Raw genomic sequence first — 17,213 nt, 5'->3', positions numbered from 1 at the left:
ACCGAAAGTGGCTCTGTAACAAAGAGGATTGTGAAGAAATAACAAACCTGACTTTCAATCATACAACCGCCTCCTTACGAGGCGGTTTTTTTATTACTGAAAAATAAAGATTGAAAAATTCAGTTTAAAAAATATGAAGAAAATAATCCTGGGACTTATAATAATTGGCGCTGGCTACTTCTTTTTCGGAACGAAGAAGGGGAAGATCATGAAAAATGTTGCCATTAGCTATGCCATCACACCTGATCTAATAAATGAAGAGGGTGTAACCGTGGTCGATAGAATCGAGCTCCCGGAAAACTTCAGAAGAAAAACGTATCCTGAAGGATCCTTTCAGAAATACATTCAGAATTATCCTTTAAAACCGTTTGGCGCGAAAGTAGTCAACTACGATGGTCAGGATTACGCATACCAGGCCGGGCATGTGGGAGTTCTTACCCTGCCCGTAACCGAAAACGGACTGCAGCAATGTGCTGATGCCCTAATTAGATTGCGTGCCGAATACCTGTGGGAGAACAACAGGAAGGACGAAATCGGATTCAATTTTACTTCGGGTCATTATTGTTCATGGACCAAGTACTCGGAAGGCTATCGTCCTAAAATAAACGGAAACCGGGTTAGTTTTGCCAGAACTGCAGCCGCAGATGCTTCCAAGGCTAATTTTTATAACTACCTGAACCTTATTTTCATGTATTCAGGGACACAATCATTACATGATGAACTATCGGAAGTCGATTCAATTTCAGATGTCGAAGTGGGAGATATGCTCATCTATCCCGGAAGTCCGGGTCATGTGGTCATGGTCGCCGATATAGCCGAGGATGATAACGGCAGGAAATTGCTTATTTTTGCACAAGGAAATACGCCGGCTCAAAGTGTTCACCTGCTCAAAAATCCTAACGACCTTGGTTTAAATCCATGGTACGAGACCGAAATAGGGCAATACCTGGAGATTCCGACGTATTATTTCAATGAAGTGAAATTTGTACGTTTTAAATAATGCCTGTACCACTTACTGAACAAGAACTGCACAACCTGGCAATGAACATTGTAGGAAAAGACCTGGAAGCACAGGGATTTGAATTCCTTGGTGTGAATAGTAAATTGAAAAGGGATCCACAATTCGTGGCCTTAAAGGATAAAGATCTTCACTTCGTAGTTGTGCGGGCGATTTCATACCCTGAGGACGCTCATGCCTACGATCCTGTTTTAATACAAAGAGTAAAATCCCACGCCGATAAGTTCGAGGCGAGAACATACTACGCCGGCGTTGGACTGGGCCACGGATCGGATTATGGAAAACCAGTGATCAAAGACGAGGAATACACCATGGTTTATAAAGGAATTCAGCAGATATTATGAGAGGAGTTATTCTACTAATTTTGAGTTTGTTTATTGTTTCCTGTTCTGAAAAGGTGCCTACCTTAAGAGCTGTTACCGGGGAGGGATTCGGGACGACTTATAATATTCAATATTATACCGTTTCTGAATTTGATTCAAAGCTAGGGATCGACTCGGTTCTGAATGTAATAAACCGTTCGGTGAGTACCTACATGCCGGATAGCGATATTTCGAAAATCAACAATGGTGATTCAACTATTGTTGTGGATGAGATCTTCAGGGAAGTATACCAATTGTCTGAAACCGTTTACAATGCTTCCGAAGGTTACTTCGATCCAACGATAGGAGTATTGCGAAATGCCTATGGCTTCGGAGATGTGAAACCCATTGCAGTGCTAAGCGATGAGGTTCTGGATTCATTGCGGCAGTATGTGGGCTTTGAGAAAGTATCGTTGACTTCCGAAGGAATCGTTCAGAAAGAATATCCGGAGATCTATTTTGATTTCAACGCGGTGGCCAAAGGATACGGTATCGATAGGATAGGGGACTACCTTGAACAAGAAGGGGTTGAAAATTACCTGATCGAACTAGGTGGTGAAATACTTTCTAAAGGGAAAAACCTCAATAAAGACAGCGATTGGTCCGTTGGTGTTGAATCCGTCTCCTCGGAAATAGGGGACAGAAGCTATGCGGCCGTGATCACAATTTCCGACAAAGGAATGGCCGCTTCAGGAAACTACCGCAAGTTTAGGATCGATTCACTCTCCGGGAAAAAATATGTCCATACCATCAATCCGTTAACCGGCCTCGCGGAACAAAGTGATGTTACCAGTGCCACCGTAATTGCTGCCGATTGTGCTACTGCCGATGCCTATGCAACTGCTTTTATGGCAATGGGATTGGAAAGATCCAAGGAGTTACTTCAAAAAAATACTCCGCTGGAGGCTTACCTCACTTTTGTGGATTCTACGGATACACCGCAGGTATTTATCACCGAAGGATTTAAGAATAGGATTCGAGACTGATCAACGTTTGAGGGTAAAATGTCCGCGTACTTCCCGCCCGTCGGCCATGGTAATACTGAACCAATAATCGTTACTCGGTGCGGCAACCCCATTGTCATCGGTACCGTCCCAACCGGAAGATTCCAGTCGGATGCCCGTTAATATCCTTCCAAACCGATCGAAAATAAGGATCTTGCTTCCCTGGAACTCCCAGATTCCTTCGATCTGCCAGGTGTCGTTCACACCGTCACCATTGGGTGTAAAGAATTTTGGGTAGTCAAGCACCAGGACTTCAACTTCAACCGAACCACAGCCCTTTTTATCCCGAACTGTTACCGTATGATAACCGCGACTTACTCCTGTGAAGAAATTTTCGTCCTGGAAAGGTAGGAAATCGTCCAGTTGGTATTGGTAGTCTCCATTACCTTCAACAGTGACAGTAACTTTATTGTCCTGCCCTCTGAAATCTTCTACGGCAGTATCGGTAATAGTAGCGGCTTCAGAAGAATTTACCACTGTAGATGCTCTCACCTTACATCCCTGGGAATCTGTTACATTCACCCAATAATCTCCACCCGAAGTAATCTCGATGGCATAGAGATTTGGTCCTTCCTCGCCCGTACTCCATTCGTAATAAGCATAACCGGACTGAGTTTCCAGCATTACCGGATCTGTGGTATTGTTGCAAACAAAAACGTCATCAGGAAGGGTTACTTCGAAAGTTGCATCCACTCGAATTTCAAAACTATTGATATCCACACATCCGGAATTATTATTCTCGATGCGGTAAAAAATGGTCTCGGGATTGGAAGTATTGGTATACGGGCTGGATATTGAATTGATCCCAATATTGGCGTCGTTAAGGGAGCCATGGAAAGTGACCGTCATGTTGGCCTGTCCCATTATGATCTCAGGAATTAGGGGATCGAAATCGAATTCTGTACGGCCATCGACCACGACGTCCATTTCGCAGCTCACCAAGTCTCCAACTTCATGGGCGAAGGGTTGATCCGGTAATCCCGCCGAACCGGTCATTTCCAAAGAAAATCCGCCGGAGCCGTGCGGCCTGTCTATGAGAATATAATATTCTTCTCCCTCAAGGGCATCGATATATTGGAGGTAACCATTCCCATCCTCTCCAGGTCCCTCAAAATGGTCTGTTTCGGTGAGATTCAGGCCTGTATTGGCTGGAACTCCGGCATTCTGCGGATTGGTGCTGGAACAACGGATAGGATCCCCAAGATTCTCACAATCGACATTCGGACCGTAAATAGCGAAGTCATAGTCGGCTTCCGGGTTTTCAGGGATCAGATCAAAGGTCAATTCCCCGGCCTCTTCGATCACCAGGCGAAGCCAGATAGTATTCAGGTTAAAGCTGTAGCACGGTGGTCGAGTGTTCCCCGGAAGGGAAAATTCATCAAAACCTTCACCATCGGGTTCCAGTCCAAAAGAAGTACTGCCACACACCAAAAGGGCATCGGTGCAGTCGTTCGGACTTTGTCCGAAGCTACACCAACCGCAAAGTAGGAATACAACCAGCTGTAGTTTTTTGATCATATCAGTGAAATAAAAGTAACTAAGCAGGTCTAGATTCCCAAAGAATGGGAGTCGCTGTTTATAAATTCAGACTTTAAAAAGTAGGAATTCAGTATGAAATTATAATTTTTTACACACGGGAACAAGTTCGCCTTTCGCCAGGCGGTAGGTATTGATTTTTTCTTCGGAAAGTGAAGCAGTATAGTCTGCTGCTTCGACCGTGAATCCCACCGACCGCAATTTGTCGAAATAGTCCATTCCGTATACCCGAACATGATCGTATTGTCCGAAGATCTTCGTTCTTTCTTTGGGGTCGGTGATAGAGTCGTCCTGGAAGGTCTCTTCGCGGTTTTTGTCGTAAGGTACCTGAAGTATGGCGGTTCCACCGGGTGCCAGTACCCTGAACAACTCTTTCATCGCCCGGGTGTCGTCCGGGATGTGTTCAAGTACGTGGTTACAAATGATGAAATCGTAGCTGTTATCTCCAAAGGGAAGATCGCAAATGTCCGCTTTCACGTCGGCAATGGGTGAGTTTAGATCGGTGGTGGTATACTCGATGTGATTCAGTTTCCTGAATCTTTTCAGAAAAGCCTGTTCCGGTGCGAAGTGTAATACCCGTTGAGGTTTTGAGAAGAAATCGGTCTCGTTCTTTAAATAAAGCCAGCAAAGTCGGTGGCGTTCCAGTGATAAGGTTCCGGGAGCCAGGACATTTTCACGAACATTCTCGTAGCCGTAGGGGAGAAATTTCCGATAGGATCTACCGTCGATAGGGTCTGTATAATTCTTGCCTTTCAGAAAGAAAGCTACAAAAGGCCTCACAGCGTAGCTCAACCGAATCAATAGTGGTCTCGGGAACAGATTCAGGAAAAATTTAAAGAATCGCTGCATGGCGATGAATTAGAGCACAAGTTCTTTCTGTCGGAATTCTTTTTCCTCTTCACTTTCAATTCCAAGGGCTTCATACACATAGGCGAAGGTAGAGAGCAATTCCGGCTTTCCATCCACCAGCGCAACATCATGCTCGAAATGAGCGCTCGGCTTTCCGTCCAGGGTTACAATCGTCCAACCGTCTTTTAGTTGTTTTACCTTATGAGTTCCCATATTTATCATAGGCTCAATAGCGATGGTCATCCCTTCTATAAATTTCTTTCCCCTACCACGTCTTCCGTAATTAGGGACCTCCGGGTCTTCATGTAGTTTGGTGCCCAGGCCATGGCCCACCAATTCACGAACCACGCCATAACCAAAGGATTCACAGTAATTTTGAATGGCATAACCAATGTCACCTACACGGTTGCCTTTTTTGAATTCACGTATTCCGCGATAAAGGGATTCCTTGGTAACATCGAGGAGTTGCTTCACCTCCGGACTTACTTCCCCCACTTCAAAAGTATAGGCATGGTCCCCGTAAAAACCGTGAAGCACCGCGCCACAATCGATGGCCACTATATCACCTTCTTGCAGGGGAGAATCTGTTGGGAGGCCATGCACAACGGCCTCATTCACACTGGTAAGCAGGGTAGCGGGGCAGTCGTACAGGCCAAGAAAACCCGGAACGGCACCCATGTCCCTGATAAAAGCTTCCGCTTTTAAATTTAATTCGTTGGTGGTGACACCCGGTTTTACTTCGCTGGCGAGCATACCTAACGTTTTGGAAACCACCAGGGCGGCTTCTCTCATCAGCTCGATCTCTTCTTTTGTTTTAGGTATGATCATGTATTTCGTTTAAAAGGGAAACCAGTTCTTTTTCTTCTTTTTTTTGTGTTCCACCAGTGGAGGAGTTTCAGAAACCAATAACTGGTATATTTCACCCCAGCCCACTAATCCTCCAATGTTTCGGTCATCTATAAAATAATCTGCATTTATCTTTCTGCTGTACTTCGGATCGAATGACTCCTCCGGAAAACTCTTGTTTACCGCATAAAAGGTAATGCCGTTCTTTTCACAAAAAGCAACTGCATCTTCCAGGTGTTTCCCGTTTCTGTAGGTCCACAATATAAGACGATGGCCTTTTTCCTGTAATTTCTTCAGCGTATCGAAGGCAAAAAGTTGGGGTTTGCCTATGCCAGGATATTCATCTTCCACTATGGTCCCATCGAAATCGACTGCTATCGTATACGTCTCCTCCATAATCTCGTAGGTTAAACGGCAAAAATACAAAGAAATTTAACGATGCAGAAAGATTAAACCAGCGACGATTGTGTCATAGTCGCAGGCTTTTCTACGCCCATCAAAGTCAGTATGGTTGGTGCTATATCGCCCAGGATACCATTTTTCACTTCTGAAATGTCATTGTCCACAAGAATAATAGGGACCGGGTTGGTAGTGTGTGCGGTGTGTGCTGAGCCATCCGGGTTTCGCATGGTTTCACAGTTCCCATGATCCGCGATGATGATGGTAGCATAACCTTGCTTTAGAGCTACTTCAACGATATCGCGCGTACATGCATCAACCGTTTCACAAGCTTTCTTCGCCGCTTCAAAGTCGCCGGTATGCCCTACCATGTCGGGGTTTGCGAAATTAAGACAGATGAAATCTGCTGTTTGATCCTTAATTTCCGGAACGATCTTATCCCGAATTTCATACGCGCTCATTTCTGGTTTCAGGTCGTAGGTGGCTACTTTCGGCGATGGACAAAGAATTCGTTTCTCTCCATCGAAAGGAATTTCACGGCCACCATTGAAAAAGAAGGTAACGTGCGGGTATTTCTCCGTTTCGGCTATGCGGATTTGTTTTTTGCCAGCTTTCGATAAAACCTCCCCTAAAGTATCTTTCAGATTATCTTTGTTAAAAACCACCTTGATTCCCTTGAAAGAATCGTCGTAATTGGTTAAGGTCACATAGTACAGCGGAATTGTTTTCATTCCGAAGTCTTCCATATCCTCTTGCGACAATACCCTTGTGAGCTGACGGCCGCGATCGGTTCGGAAGTTAAAGAAGATAACCACATCATTCTCCGAAATTGTAGCAACAGGCGCCCCATTGTCCATCATCACTATGGGCTTGATGAATTCATCGGTAACACCTTGATCATAGCTATTCTGAATGCTAGCCGAAGCATTTTCGGAAGGAACTCCTTTTCCATGGACCAACAGATCATAGGCTTCCTTCACTCGTTCCCATCGCTGGTCCCTGTCCATAGCATAATACCTTCCCACCACTGAGGCGAGCTTACCACCTGTACTAGTCAAGGTTTCCTCTAAGGAGCGGATAAATCCTACTCCCGACTTTGGATCCACGTCCCTTCCGTCGGTAAATGCGTGAACGTACATTTGCTCCAGCCCTTTTTCATGCCCGGCTTTCAGCAATCCTTTTAGGTGATCTATATGCGAATGCACACCCCCGTTGGAAACAAGTCCGATAAAATGAACTTTCTTATTATTTTCTTTGGCATAATTGAAAGCATCAGAAAGTATTTTCTCGTCTTTCAAATTACCTTTTTCAACAGCAATACTGATCTTTGCCAGGTCCTGGTAAACGATTCGCCCGGCTCCCAGGTTCATGTGGCCTACTTCACTGTTACCCATCTGACCTTCCGGCAAACCAACATTCATACCATCGGTGCGAAGTTGTGCATGAGGAAATCGATCGTAGAGGGAATCTACAAAGGGCGTATTTGCCTGGTCAACCGCTGAAACAGAAGGATCCGGGGCTATTCCCCAGCCGTCAAGGATAAGAAGTAGGACTTTTTTATTCATAATACAAAGGTAAAAACAAAATCCCGCCTGGGCGGAATACTCGGGTTCTAATTAAGCTATCCACCGTATTTCTCAATGGATTCTTCTATCCGCTCAATTCGATTATCCGGATCAGGATGTGTGGACTGGAACTCAGGAACTCTATTGGGTCCTGCAGCGGCCTTCAGTATTTTCATCACCTGGATCATTTCGTGGGGATCGTAACCTGAATTCATCATGATAAGCACCCCGAGATCGTCACTTTCCAGTTCGTCTCCACGTCCGTTGGTAAGCAAGGTATTCTGTCCGATCCCGGCAATCAGGTCACCGGCACTAGCGCCTACTTGCGCACCCTGAGAAACGGTTTGCCAGAATTCCGTATTAGCGATCCGTTCCGAAGAATGTCTGCCCAGTACATGTCCGATCTCATGACCTAAAACGCCCGCAAGTTGTGGCTCGTTCAGTTTTTCGAATAGAGCATAGGTAATAAATATCTGGCCTCCCGGAAGAGCAAAGGCATTGATGGTTTGGTCGTCTCTTAGTAGATGGAATTCGTATCGATACGGACTATTGGAAGCCAGGCTATTATCCACCAGTTTATTTCCTATCATGTCCACATAGGCCTGCATTCGCTCATCGGGGTACAAACCTCCGTGCTGCGCTGCCATTTGCGGAGCACTCTGCACTCCCAGAGCGATCTCTTCCTGTGGATCAAGGGCTATGGCCTGTTCCCGGTCTGTATAAGGATTGGTTTCGGTACTGGAGCATTTACGCATAAAGGCGAAGGCTACTATAGCCAGACCGATGAAGATCCTGATCTTCCAACTATTTCTGCTTCTCATTTTGAAGATGGTTTAAGGTGAGAAAGTTACAAAAGTTTAGGGTTGATATCCAGTAGGTTTTCCGAAATATATTTCGATATGAACTCGTCGGTGAAATATTCCGAACCTTTAATTTTTTCCTTCTGAAGTATAGCCTTGATATCCAGATTGCGGTATTCTTTAAGCATTGGGATAGAAACAGGAGCATAGCTGAAATGCCACGGCTCGTATTTGAAACCTTTGCGGTTGGGATCGTCCGTGTATACCTCATAAAACCCGAACGACTCCGAATGCTTGTCAAGCCATTCCTTCAGTTTACAAAAAGGACCTTCCCCGTGAAAATGTTGTGGTTGAAGAACACTTGACGGCCTGGGAGCATTGCGGTCGATAATATCGATATCTGTACCCCAGTGATGTCTTGAAGTTCCGGGGATGGTAGAATATTCGATTATCTTTTCAATGGCTGTTTCGGGGGATAATCCTTGTCCTGTGAATCGTTGATATTTACCTTCGAAGATCTCTTTTTGCCTTTGGAAGCTTCTGTAGGAAGATACCAACTCGATATCGATGTTTTCTTTTGCTGCTGCCGCTTTCATTTTCTGAAATGCCGCAGCCGTCTCCATGTGCATTTTGGTGGTGTAGGAATCACCTACTATGTCCGGATTCCCTTTTCCTATTAATTGTGACAGACTAAATTTCTCCTGAAGTGCGCTGAACGAAAAATGAGAAAGTACACTCAATCCAAGTATTGAATAGAAAGATGTTTTAAGGAAGGCAGATCGTTTCATCGTCTAGAGGCTATCAATTACGGTGCCGCTTTCAATTTCGTACGGGTCTTTATCTTTCAGGAATATTCGTGCGCTCAATGAGCCTTTCAGAAGAATATTATCACCTTTTACTTCCAGCCAACTTCCTTCACGGAGACCGACTACAGGAATGTTGTTCTGAGTATGGTATTCCTTAATTCGCGTTTCACGTGTTTCCCCCATATGGGTACTTTCCGGTTCGGGATCCAGGTAATGGGGATTTATGTTGAAAGGAATCGCTCCCAGCGTCTTGAATGAAGGCGGATATACTATGGGCATGTCGTTGGTAGTTTGCATGGTGATGCCACAGATATTGCTTCCGGCACTAGTCCCGAGGTAAGGTATGCCATTGAAGATCGCCTCTCTCAGCGGTTCCATCAATTGTAATTTGTGAAGGGCTTTCACAAGGACAAACGTATTTCCTCCTCCGGTAAAGATCCCCCTGGCATAGCAGATGGCCGCTGAAGGATCGTCGAAAGTGTGAATACCTCTTAGATTCTTTCCAATGGATTGGAAGGCTTCATTGGCTTTGGCGGTGTATTCATCATGTGATATCCCTCCCGGCCGTGCATATGGAATGAAGAGGACTTCTTCAGTGTTTGAAAAAAGATCATTTAGAGGTTCTTTCAGATATTCGAGGTAGGACTGCCCATGAACGGTTGAGGTACTGGCAACAAGAAGGTTTTTCATGCAAATTGAATTCTGTGATAAATTTAACAAACACTTGTATTTATTTAGCAATTAGAGTGGATAATTTGCAAAGGTGAAACAACTTTACCTAATTATTTCCTTTTTTATCGTATGTGGCCTGCAAGCTCAGGATAAGGTCTTACTTCAGGGTAAAGTGACCAATGAAAAGGATGTTGAGGGGATTCACATACTGAATACGTCCTCCCGATTCAACTCTGTGACGGATTTGTATGGGAATTTTGCCATCACTGTGAAACAAGGCGACACTTTGCGTTTTTCATCTGTTCACTATGCCCTCAAAGACAGGGTTGTCACCCCCGAAATATTTGAAAAAAGCCTTATGATAGTTACCCTTGAGCCTTTGATTAATGAACTGGACGAAGTGGTGATTGGGCCAAATTTAACGGGATACCTGGGAACCGATATAAAAGATATAGAAGTCGAAGATCCTAAGAATTTCAAAGACTATGGTTTGCCCGGTTTTGAAGGAGTACCACAGGAAAGGATAGTGCCCATAGGGCAGGCCATAGGCCTTACATCGGTGAATATTGAAGCGATCTACAATCACTTAAGTGGATACTACAGAAAGTTAAGACTTCGGCGGAAATGGGAAGGAGAGGATACAGCTGTGGCCAGGTTGCTGTTCACCTATAATTCAAAATTTCTTAATGATTCCTATGGGATCCCGGAGAACCGATCTTACGACTTTATGCTTTTCTGTGTTGAAACGACCCAAGTTTCCCGTTTGTATGCATCCAGGAATTATCTGGGGGTTCTTACGCTACTCGAATCACAGAGTAAGGTGTATGCGGATCGGATGAATTCCAAAGAGGAATAGTTTTTGTAACATTGCTGAAAATATAAAAGAAAAATTCGCATATGAAGATTGCCAAAATACTGCTGCTGCTCATTACAATACCTCTGCTCACTTCGGCTGTAGATCATAAATTCTACGCCAGTATTACAAAGATCGAGTATGTAAAGGAGAAGCAATCCCTTCAGATCATTTCGAAGATATTTGTGGACGACCTGGAAGATGCTTTGCAGGAGCGATATGATAAATCCCTGAGTCTGAACACCCCCAAAGAAACCGATAAAGAAGAAATGTTTTTGAAAGAATATCTGAACAAAAAGATTGAAATTGCGATTAACGGTAACCCCGTCACCCTGAATTATATCGGTAGGGAATACGATATCGACATTGTAAAAGTATACCTTGAAGTAACGGACGTTTCAGAAATAAAAACCCTCGAAGTTTCCAATGAGATCCTTATGGAAATGTTCGAGGAACAACAGAATATCATTCATTTTAAGTCGGGCGATAAACGAAGGAGTCTTGTCCTTGAGAAGGATTATCCAAAAGGAATGTTAAACTTCAATTAAACTTCCCTTTAAACTTCCATAATAAAGCTATTTTTAACGCTTGAAAAATCAAAAATAAATTAATATGAACGTATTGAAATACCTCTTCCTATGCGTTGTTTTCCTTGTGGCAGGCACAACATTTGCCCAGGAAGATGACAAGGAAGAACGTAAACCGGGACATTACAATAACAATCGCTTCAAACAATTGTACGAAGAGTTCTCAACTCCAAACGTGTACAGGGCAGCGAGTGGCGCTCCCGGGCCGGAGTACTACCAGCAGCAGGCAGATTATGTAATGGACCTTACCCTGGATGATAGGAACTCCCGTATGTACGGAAACGAAAAAATCACCTACACCAATAATTCTCCCGACATCTTGGAGTACCTATGGGTACAATTGGATCAGAATGTGAGAGCAGCCGATTCCAAATCTTCTATGATTGAAGGTAGTGGTGCTACACCTGCAGACCTGGCTAGTAACTTTGTTGGGCAGTATATGGGAGCACCTTTCGATGGAGGATTCAAAATACAGGAAGTAAAAGACGCCAATGGGAGGGATCTTCCTCATACCATCAACAGAACAATGATGCGTGTGGAGATGCCCAAGGATCTTAAGCCGGGTGAGAAATTCAGCTTTTCTATCAAGTGGTGGTACAATATTCCAGATCATACCATCGACCGTGCACGTAGTGGTTACGAGGTATTTAATGACGGAAATAAAGGTTATGTGATCGCGCAATTCTACCCTCGCATGGCAGTCTACAACGACGTGGAGGGATGGCAAAATAGTCAGTTTTGGGGACGTGACGAGTTCGCGTTGCCGTTCGGTGATTTTGAAGTGAACATTACCGTACCGGCAGACCACGTACTGGATGCTACGGGTGTACTTTTGAACAGAAAGGAAGTATTCAGTAAAGAAATGATGAAGCGATACGAGCAGGCAAAGAAATCCTATGAAGAACCTGTTCAGATCGTAACCGAAGCCGAAGCCGAAGCTGCTTCCAAAGGTTTTTCAACTCAAACAAAAACATGGAAATTCCGCGCGGAGAATGTTCGTGATTATGGTATAGCGACTTCCAGAAGATATATGTGGGATATGATGGCTGTGAAGATGGGTGATCGGGATGTGATGGCTGTTTCAGTATATCCACCGGAAGGAAACCCATTATGGGAAGACTGGTCTACAAAGGTGGTCGGAAGTACGTTGAAGTCCTATTCACGAATGACCTTCGACTATCCTTATCACAAAGCAATTTCGGTTCATGCGAAGAACCAGGGTATGGAATATCCTATGATCTGCTGGAATTACGGTCGACCGGACGAAGAAGGAAATTTCAGCGAACGCACGAAATACGGGATGATGAGTGTGATCATCCACGAAGTAGGGCATAACTACTTCCCGATGATCGTGAATAGTGATGAGCGACAGTGGACCTGGATGGATGAAGGCTTAACTACCTTCGTTCAGTATATAGCCGAGCAGGATTTCGGAGAACGATATCCTGATGCTATCGCACCTAACAAGAAATATCCATCCCGAAGAGGTCCTGCAAATAAGATCGTGGATTATATGGCAGGTGATCAGGATTACCTGGCACCAATTATGACCAAAGGACTGAATACCTACAATTTTGGAGCGAACGCCTATTCTAAGCCCGCCACTGGTCTCAATATTCTCAGGGAAACTATTATGGGACGTGAGCTATTCGATTACGCATTCAGAACGTATGCTCAAAGATGGATGTTCAAACACCCAACCCCTGAAGATTTCTTCCGTACCATGGAAGATGCTTCGGCTGTGGATCTGGACTGGTTCTGGAGATCCTGGTTTTACACTACTGATTACACAGACATCGGAGTGAAGGAAGTGAAGAAATACTACGTGACCTCAAAGATGAACAAGGAAGTGCGCGAGATGATGGAGCGACGCGGCATGAAGGAAAGTGATTTACCACCTATTGTTTATCTGGTGGAAGAAGGTAGCGAGGATTTTGAAGAAAGCATGCGCACCGCAACTCTGGACGATGTGAGCACACTACAGGAGTATATTATGGACAACATTCCTGAGGAAGAAAGAGCAAATCTGAAAAAACCGAAATACTTCTATGAAGTAACATTCGAAAAGCCGGGAGGAATTCCAATGCCAATTATCGCGGAATATACCTACATTGATGGCAGCACGGAACGCGTTACCTATCCACCACAGATCTGGAGAAAGAACGACGAGCAGGTAGGTAAGGTGATTGCTGCTGAAAAAGAAATTACCAAGATCGTTGTAGATCCGGATGAAGAAACTGCAGATATCGACACCTCGAACAACAGTTGGCCTAAACGGAAGAAATTAGGCGAGTTCGATACGTTTAAGAACAAAGTAAAAGGTCAGTAAGACCAAAATTTGAACCCCGCCCATCTCGGCGGGGTTTTTTTCTGGAATGTTCAGTTTTCAGAATAACTTGGGTATATTTGCAGTATGACGGTAGCAACCATTATTCCTCTATTCATAAGCGGTGCGGAGATAGCATTTATTCTCTTCATCGTACTTATGGTCTTTGGTGCCGATAAAGTACCTGAGATTGCTCGCGGCCTGGGTAAAGGGATGCGACAGATAAAAGATGCTACCAACGACATTAAGCAGGAGATCACCAAGAGTGCTGAGAAGCAGGGAATCGATGTGGACATTACCAAAGATGTTCGCGAGGAAATCGATAAGGTAAAGGAAGAGGTGAACGAGGTAAGTGGTTCTATCAAGAGGAAATTCTAAATGCTGGAACAGATCAAAGTTTGGGACCGGGAGCTCTTTGTTTGGCTCAACGGACTGGGAGTTGATACCTACGATGGTTTCTGGATCTTCATTACTAAAATTGAGAGCTGGTTACCGCTGTTCGCATTCTTCTTCTTTCTTCTTATTCGATTTTACGACTGGAAAAAAGGACTAGTACTGGTTGGTTTTGTGATCCTGACCTTTGCCACAACACTTTTACTCACCGAGCTAACAAAAGAATTAGTAGGACGATTGAGGCCAAATAATGCCGGACATCTGGCTGGTGTTATCCGCATACTTCAGGAACCTCATGGCTTTAGCTTCTTTTCCGGCCATGCATCTTCCAGTTTCGCAGTTACAACTATCATATTTTTATATCTTAGGAAATTGAACAAATGGATCATCCTGGCCTACCTCTGGCCGATCTTATTTGTCCTAAGCAGGATTTATGTAGGTGTGCATTATCCCAGCGACATCTTGGTAGGTGCGTTGGTAGGAATACTGATAGCCGTTCTGTTTTATCGAATTTCTAAATCTATTCTGAAGCGCTTTGAAACTATCCTCGCAAAAACTACTTGACCCGGGTGATCGTTAGCCCGTCCCGAATGGGTAGCAATACGGATTCCAACCTTTCGTCCTCATTGAGCATTTTATTATACTGAAGCAGGGCTTTGGTATCCAGGTCGTCTTCATTCACAGGTTCCACAACCTTACCGCTCCACAGCACATTATCACTAATAATAACAGACCCCGAATTCAATTTGGGAAGGATCAGTTCGAGGTAGGCGGGATAATTTCTTTTGTCTGCGTCGATGAATACCAGGTCGAAGTTTTTCTTTAGCTGCGGAATGATATCCATTGCGTTCCCGGTATGCTGAATGATATTTGCTCCGTAATCGGATTTGTTGAAATACTTACGTTGCAAATCGAGTAGTTCTTCGTTGATATCGATGGTATGAAGTTCACCGTCTGCTTTCATCCCTTCAGCCAAACACAATGCCGAATAGCCCGTGTAAGTGCCTATTTCCAGAATATATTTAGGATTAATAAGCTTGGACAACATACTCAATGTCCTGCCCTGTAAATGACCGCTTAGCATGCGTGGAGCCAGAACTTTTTGCCAGGTCTCTCGGTGTAATTGTTTCAGTAATTCGGGTTCGGCTTGGGAGTGTGCTACTGCGTATTCGTCTATCTTTTCAGGTAGGAAATCCATTATTCGCCCAGTATTCTGTTTACAAGCTTCTTTTTAGCATCTTCATCATCGCCGCACAACCATTGGATCACATTGTCTTCCCACATCGCATCGGCTTCTTCCGCAGTAATGATATCACGCTCCATCGCCAGATCGAGAATCTTTCCTGGATAGGATGACTGGGGTGCACTTTCCATTTCTCCAAGCGGATAAGGATCATCTAGTCCAACCAGCACCTGTTTAGGGGTTTGATTCTCAACCACAAGCTTCAGAGACCCGGTATCGTGCACCAGGGTGTCAAAGAAGATATTAGGGTGTGCCACCGACTTCCGCGGATGCACTTTTCCCTCAAAGAGGTCCGGGCGGCCATCGAAGCCCTGGATTCGCCTACCCAGGTTGATCTGAGCCAATTGCCCTCCGTGTGCGAAGCAAGTTCGCATGTTCGGGAATTTATCAGCATAACCGTTCAGCGTAAAGAAATGGTAGGCATCGGCACATTGCGCCAGCATCCAGATGAGGTGGAATCGCCAGGCTGTGTTTTCCAGTTTGATGAATTTCTCTCCGTCATACGGATGGATCTCAACCGCAAGATTGTATTTTGAAGCCAGTTCGAATATGGGTTCATTCTCTTCGTCGAAGATACATCTCCACGTCCCGATTGTGTCCATGTAGTGTGTAGGCAGGCAGAGTAGTTGCAAACCTAGTTCTTCTACACAGCGCTCTATCTCCCACATAGCACCTCGTCTGAACCCAGGGTGAACCACAAATCCACAGGTAAACTTGGTGGGATTCTCATGTTGAACTTTGGCATTGAAATCATTCTGGAAACGCAGTGCTTGTTTCATTTCTTCCACTCTCAGGCCGTTTCCGTAGAGCTGTGAAAGGTTGAGTACCACCGCATGGTCGATGTTGTATTTGGCCATCCATTCCAGCTTCTCGTCCAGGAAAAAACTGGAATCCGTCACTGGACGACTCCAATCCTTCTGAAGCATAAACTTTCTGTCATCATCCACCCAGAAGATCCCTTTATCCTTCATGAACTGTGGAATATCCTCCGGGTAAGGAAGGAGGTGAGAATGTCCGTTAATGCGAAGTTTACGTGCCATTTTATAAAGTTACAAACTTTTCGTTCTACCACCATCCACAGGCAGGTTTATTCCGTTGATATAGCTTGCTGCCTCACTAGCCAGGAAAGCCACCGCATTTGCTACTTCGCCCGGTTGGGCGAAACGTCTGGCAGGAACCAGTGTTTTCATCCACTCTGAGGCTTCGGCCTCTGTCTTATTGAGTCGTTTAGAAGCTTTGGCGATGATATCATCCAATCGATCCGTTGCAGTAAATCCGGGCAGTACATTGTTCACAGTGATCCCGTGAGGGCCAAGTTCGTTTGCCAGTGTCTTCGCCCAGCTGGCCACTGCACCACGGATGGTATTACTTACACCCAAACCGTCAATGGGTTGTTTTACTGAAGTGGATATGATATTTATTATCCTCCCATAATCGGCTTTTTTCATTCCCGGTACCACGGCCTGCGCGAGGATATGATTATTCACCAGGTGTTGCTCGAAGGCATTGGTGAATTCGTCCGTTTCCGCAGAAAAAATAGGTCCTCCCTTGGGTCCGCCGGTATTATTGATAAGAATATGGAAGATCTTATCCTGGCACGCCTTGCCAATTTTCTCTTTAACTTCTTTGGAATTGGAGAAGTCGGCCACCACATAATCGTGCTTTTGTCCGGCTTCAAAAGGCAGTTCAATAAGTGTTTCCTTCAGTTTTTCTTCATTTCTCGCTACCAGGGTTACCGTCGCGCCCATTGCAGCGAGTTGCCTGGCCGAAGCTTTTCCAATTCCTGCGGTACTTCCGCAAACCAGCGCGTTTTTATTTGTTAGATCCAGATTCATTTAATTCAAAATTTATTATCATTTAACTCACAACTCACAACTCACAACTCACAACTCACAACTCACAACTCACAACTCACAACTCACAACTCACAACTCACAACTCACAACTCACAACT

The 17,213-nt window shown here is 44.7% G+C and carries 19 protein-coding genes; 8 read left to right on the top strand and 11 right to left on the bottom strand.

The genetic code is table 11. The annotated features are described in order from the left end of the window. The first annotated feature begins 133 nt into the window (after nucleotides 1–133). The 3 genes from J1N09_RS14985 to J1N09_RS14975 are packed head-to-tail and all read left to right on the top strand — an operon-like array spanning nucleotide 134 to nucleotide 2,366. Nucleotides 134–1,000, top strand: coding sequence for a DUF4846 domain-containing protein (locus J1N09_RS14985; RefSeq protein ID WP_265201094.1), 867 nt, complete (start codon nucleotides 134–136; stop codon nucleotides 998–1,000). Further along, nucleotides 1,000–1,362 carry a Na(+)-translocating NADH-quinone reductase subunit F gene (locus J1N09_RS14980; RefSeq protein ID WP_265201092.1) on the top strand — a complete coding sequence of 121 codons (363 nt, stop codon included), beginning with the start codon at nucleotides 1,000–1,002 and terminating at the stop codon, nucleotides 1,360–1,362. The genes J1N09_RS14985 and J1N09_RS14980 overlap by 1 nt, the downstream gene beginning before the upstream one ends. Then, nucleotides 1,359–2,366, top strand: a complete 1,008-nt coding sequence (locus J1N09_RS14975) for an FAD:protein FMN transferase (protein ID WP_265201091.1) — start codon at nucleotides 1,359–1,361, stop codon at nucleotides 2,364–2,366. The genes J1N09_RS14980 and J1N09_RS14975 overlap by 4 nt, the downstream gene beginning before the upstream one ends. Here the strand turns inward: J1N09_RS14975 and J1N09_RS14970 are convergent, their stop codons facing one another. The 8 genes from J1N09_RS14970 to pepE form a co-directional block, all read right to left on the bottom strand. Further along, nucleotides 2,367–3,902 (bottom strand): T9SS type B sorting domain-containing protein, encoded by a 1,536-nt coding sequence (locus tag J1N09_RS14970; protein WP_265201090.1) that lies wholly within the window; start codon nucleotides 3,900–3,902, stop codon nucleotides 2,367–2,369. 99 nt (nucleotides 3,903–4,001) lie between these two features. Then, nucleotides 4,002–4,769, bottom strand: a complete 768-nt coding sequence (locus J1N09_RS14965) for a class I SAM-dependent methyltransferase (protein ID WP_265201089.1) — start codon at nucleotides 4,767–4,769, stop codon at nucleotides 4,002–4,004. Between the two features lie 9 nt (nucleotides 4,770–4,778). Further along, nucleotides 4,779–5,597, bottom strand: a complete 819-nt coding sequence (gene map / locus J1N09_RS14960; RefSeq protein ID WP_265201087.1) for a type I methionyl aminopeptidase — start codon at nucleotides 5,595–5,597, stop codon at nucleotides 4,779–4,781. 9 nt (nucleotides 5,598–5,606) lie between these two features. After that, a complete protein-coding gene (locus tag J1N09_RS14955) occupies nucleotides 5,607–6,011 on the bottom strand; it encodes a BT0820 family HAD-type phosphatase (protein ID WP_265201086.1) in 405 nt (134 codons plus the stop codon). 53 nt (nucleotides 6,012–6,064) lie between these two features. Beyond that, nucleotides 6,065–7,579: a 2,3-bisphosphoglycerate-independent phosphoglycerate mutase gene (gene gpmI / locus J1N09_RS14950; protein WP_265201085.1), complete on the bottom strand. Its 1,515-nt coding sequence runs from the start codon at nucleotides 7,577–7,579 to the stop codon at nucleotides 6,065–6,067. A gap of 56 nt (nucleotides 7,580–7,635) precedes the next feature. Further along, the gene (locus J1N09_RS14945; protein ID WP_265201084.1) at nucleotides 7,636–8,400 is read right to left on the bottom strand and encodes a M48 family metalloprotease; all 765 of its coding nucleotides are present in this window, start codon (nucleotides 8,398–8,400) and stop codon (nucleotides 7,636–7,638) included. Between the two features lie 26 nt (nucleotides 8,401–8,426). After that, nucleotides 8,427–9,167: a M15 family metallopeptidase gene (locus J1N09_RS14940; protein WP_265201083.1), complete on the bottom strand. Its 741-nt coding sequence runs from the start codon at nucleotides 9,165–9,167 to the stop codon at nucleotides 8,427–8,429. A gap of 3 nt (nucleotides 9,168–9,170) precedes the next feature. After that, nucleotides 9,171–9,875, bottom strand: a complete 705-nt coding sequence (gene pepE / locus J1N09_RS14935) for a dipeptidase PepE (RefSeq protein ID WP_265201082.1) — start codon at nucleotides 9,873–9,875, stop codon at nucleotides 9,171–9,173. A gap of 73 nt (nucleotides 9,876–9,948) precedes the next feature. Between pepE and J1N09_RS14930 the strand changes: the two genes are divergently transcribed. The 5 genes from J1N09_RS14930 (at nucleotide 9,949) to J1N09_RS14910 (ending at nucleotide 14,580) form a co-directional block, all read left to right on the top strand. Further along, a complete protein-coding gene (locus J1N09_RS14930) occupies nucleotides 9,949–10,713 on the top strand; it encodes a carboxypeptidase-like regulatory domain-containing protein (protein WP_265201081.1) in 765 nt (254 codons plus the stop codon). 41 nt (nucleotides 10,714–10,754) lie between these two features. After that, the gene (locus J1N09_RS14925) at nucleotides 10,755–11,258 is read left to right on the top strand and encodes a DUF6702 family protein (RefSeq protein ID WP_265201080.1); all 504 of its coding nucleotides are present in this window, start codon (nucleotides 10,755–10,757) and stop codon (nucleotides 11,256–11,258) included. 64 nt (nucleotides 11,259–11,322) lie between these two features. Next, nucleotides 11,323–13,626: a M1 family metallopeptidase gene (locus tag J1N09_RS14920; RefSeq protein WP_265201079.1), complete on the top strand. Its 2,304-nt coding sequence runs from the start codon at nucleotides 11,323–11,325 to the stop codon at nucleotides 13,624–13,626. Between the two features lie 84 nt (nucleotides 13,627–13,710). Beyond that, entirely contained in the window at nucleotides 13,711–14,001 is a 291-nt protein-coding gene (locus tag J1N09_RS14915; RefSeq protein WP_265201077.1) for a twin-arginine translocase TatA/TatE family subunit, read from the top strand. After that, the gene (locus J1N09_RS14910; protein ID WP_265201076.1) at nucleotides 14,002–14,580 is read left to right on the top strand and encodes a phosphatase PAP2 family protein; all 579 of its coding nucleotides are present in this window, start codon (nucleotides 14,002–14,004) and stop codon (nucleotides 14,578–14,580) included. It abuts the gene before it with no gap. Here the strand turns inward: J1N09_RS14910 and J1N09_RS14905 are convergent. From J1N09_RS14905 to J1N09_RS14895, 3 genes are read right to left on the bottom strand one after another with little or no spacing between them, the layout of a single operon-like run. Beyond that, complete coding sequence (locus tag J1N09_RS14905; RefSeq protein ID WP_265201075.1) at nucleotides 14,573–15,214, bottom strand: O-methyltransferase; 642 nt, start codon at nucleotides 15,212–15,214, stop codon at nucleotides 14,573–14,575. The genes J1N09_RS14910 and J1N09_RS14905 overlap by 8 nt on opposite strands. After that, a complete protein-coding gene (locus tag J1N09_RS14900) occupies nucleotides 15,214–16,299 on the bottom strand; it encodes an amidohydrolase family protein (protein WP_265201074.1) in 1,086 nt (361 codons plus the stop codon). Before J1N09_RS14900 ends, J1N09_RS14905 begins: the two co-directional genes overlap by 1 nt. A gap of 9 nt (nucleotides 16,300–16,308) precedes the next feature. Next, entirely contained in the window at nucleotides 16,309–17,094 is a 786-nt protein-coding gene (locus tag J1N09_RS14895) for an SDR family oxidoreductase (RefSeq protein WP_265201073.1), read from the bottom strand. Nucleotides 17,095–17,213 lie beyond the last annotated feature (119 nt).

It is taken from the genome of Aureitalea sp. L0-47 (assembly GCF_026126405.1).
Classification (GTDB): domain Bacteria; phylum Bacteroidota; class Bacteroidia; order Flavobacteriales; family Flavobacteriaceae; genus Pukyongia.
Note: the sequence above shows the minus strand (reverse complement) of the source record. Positions and strands in the feature narration are given on the sequence as shown.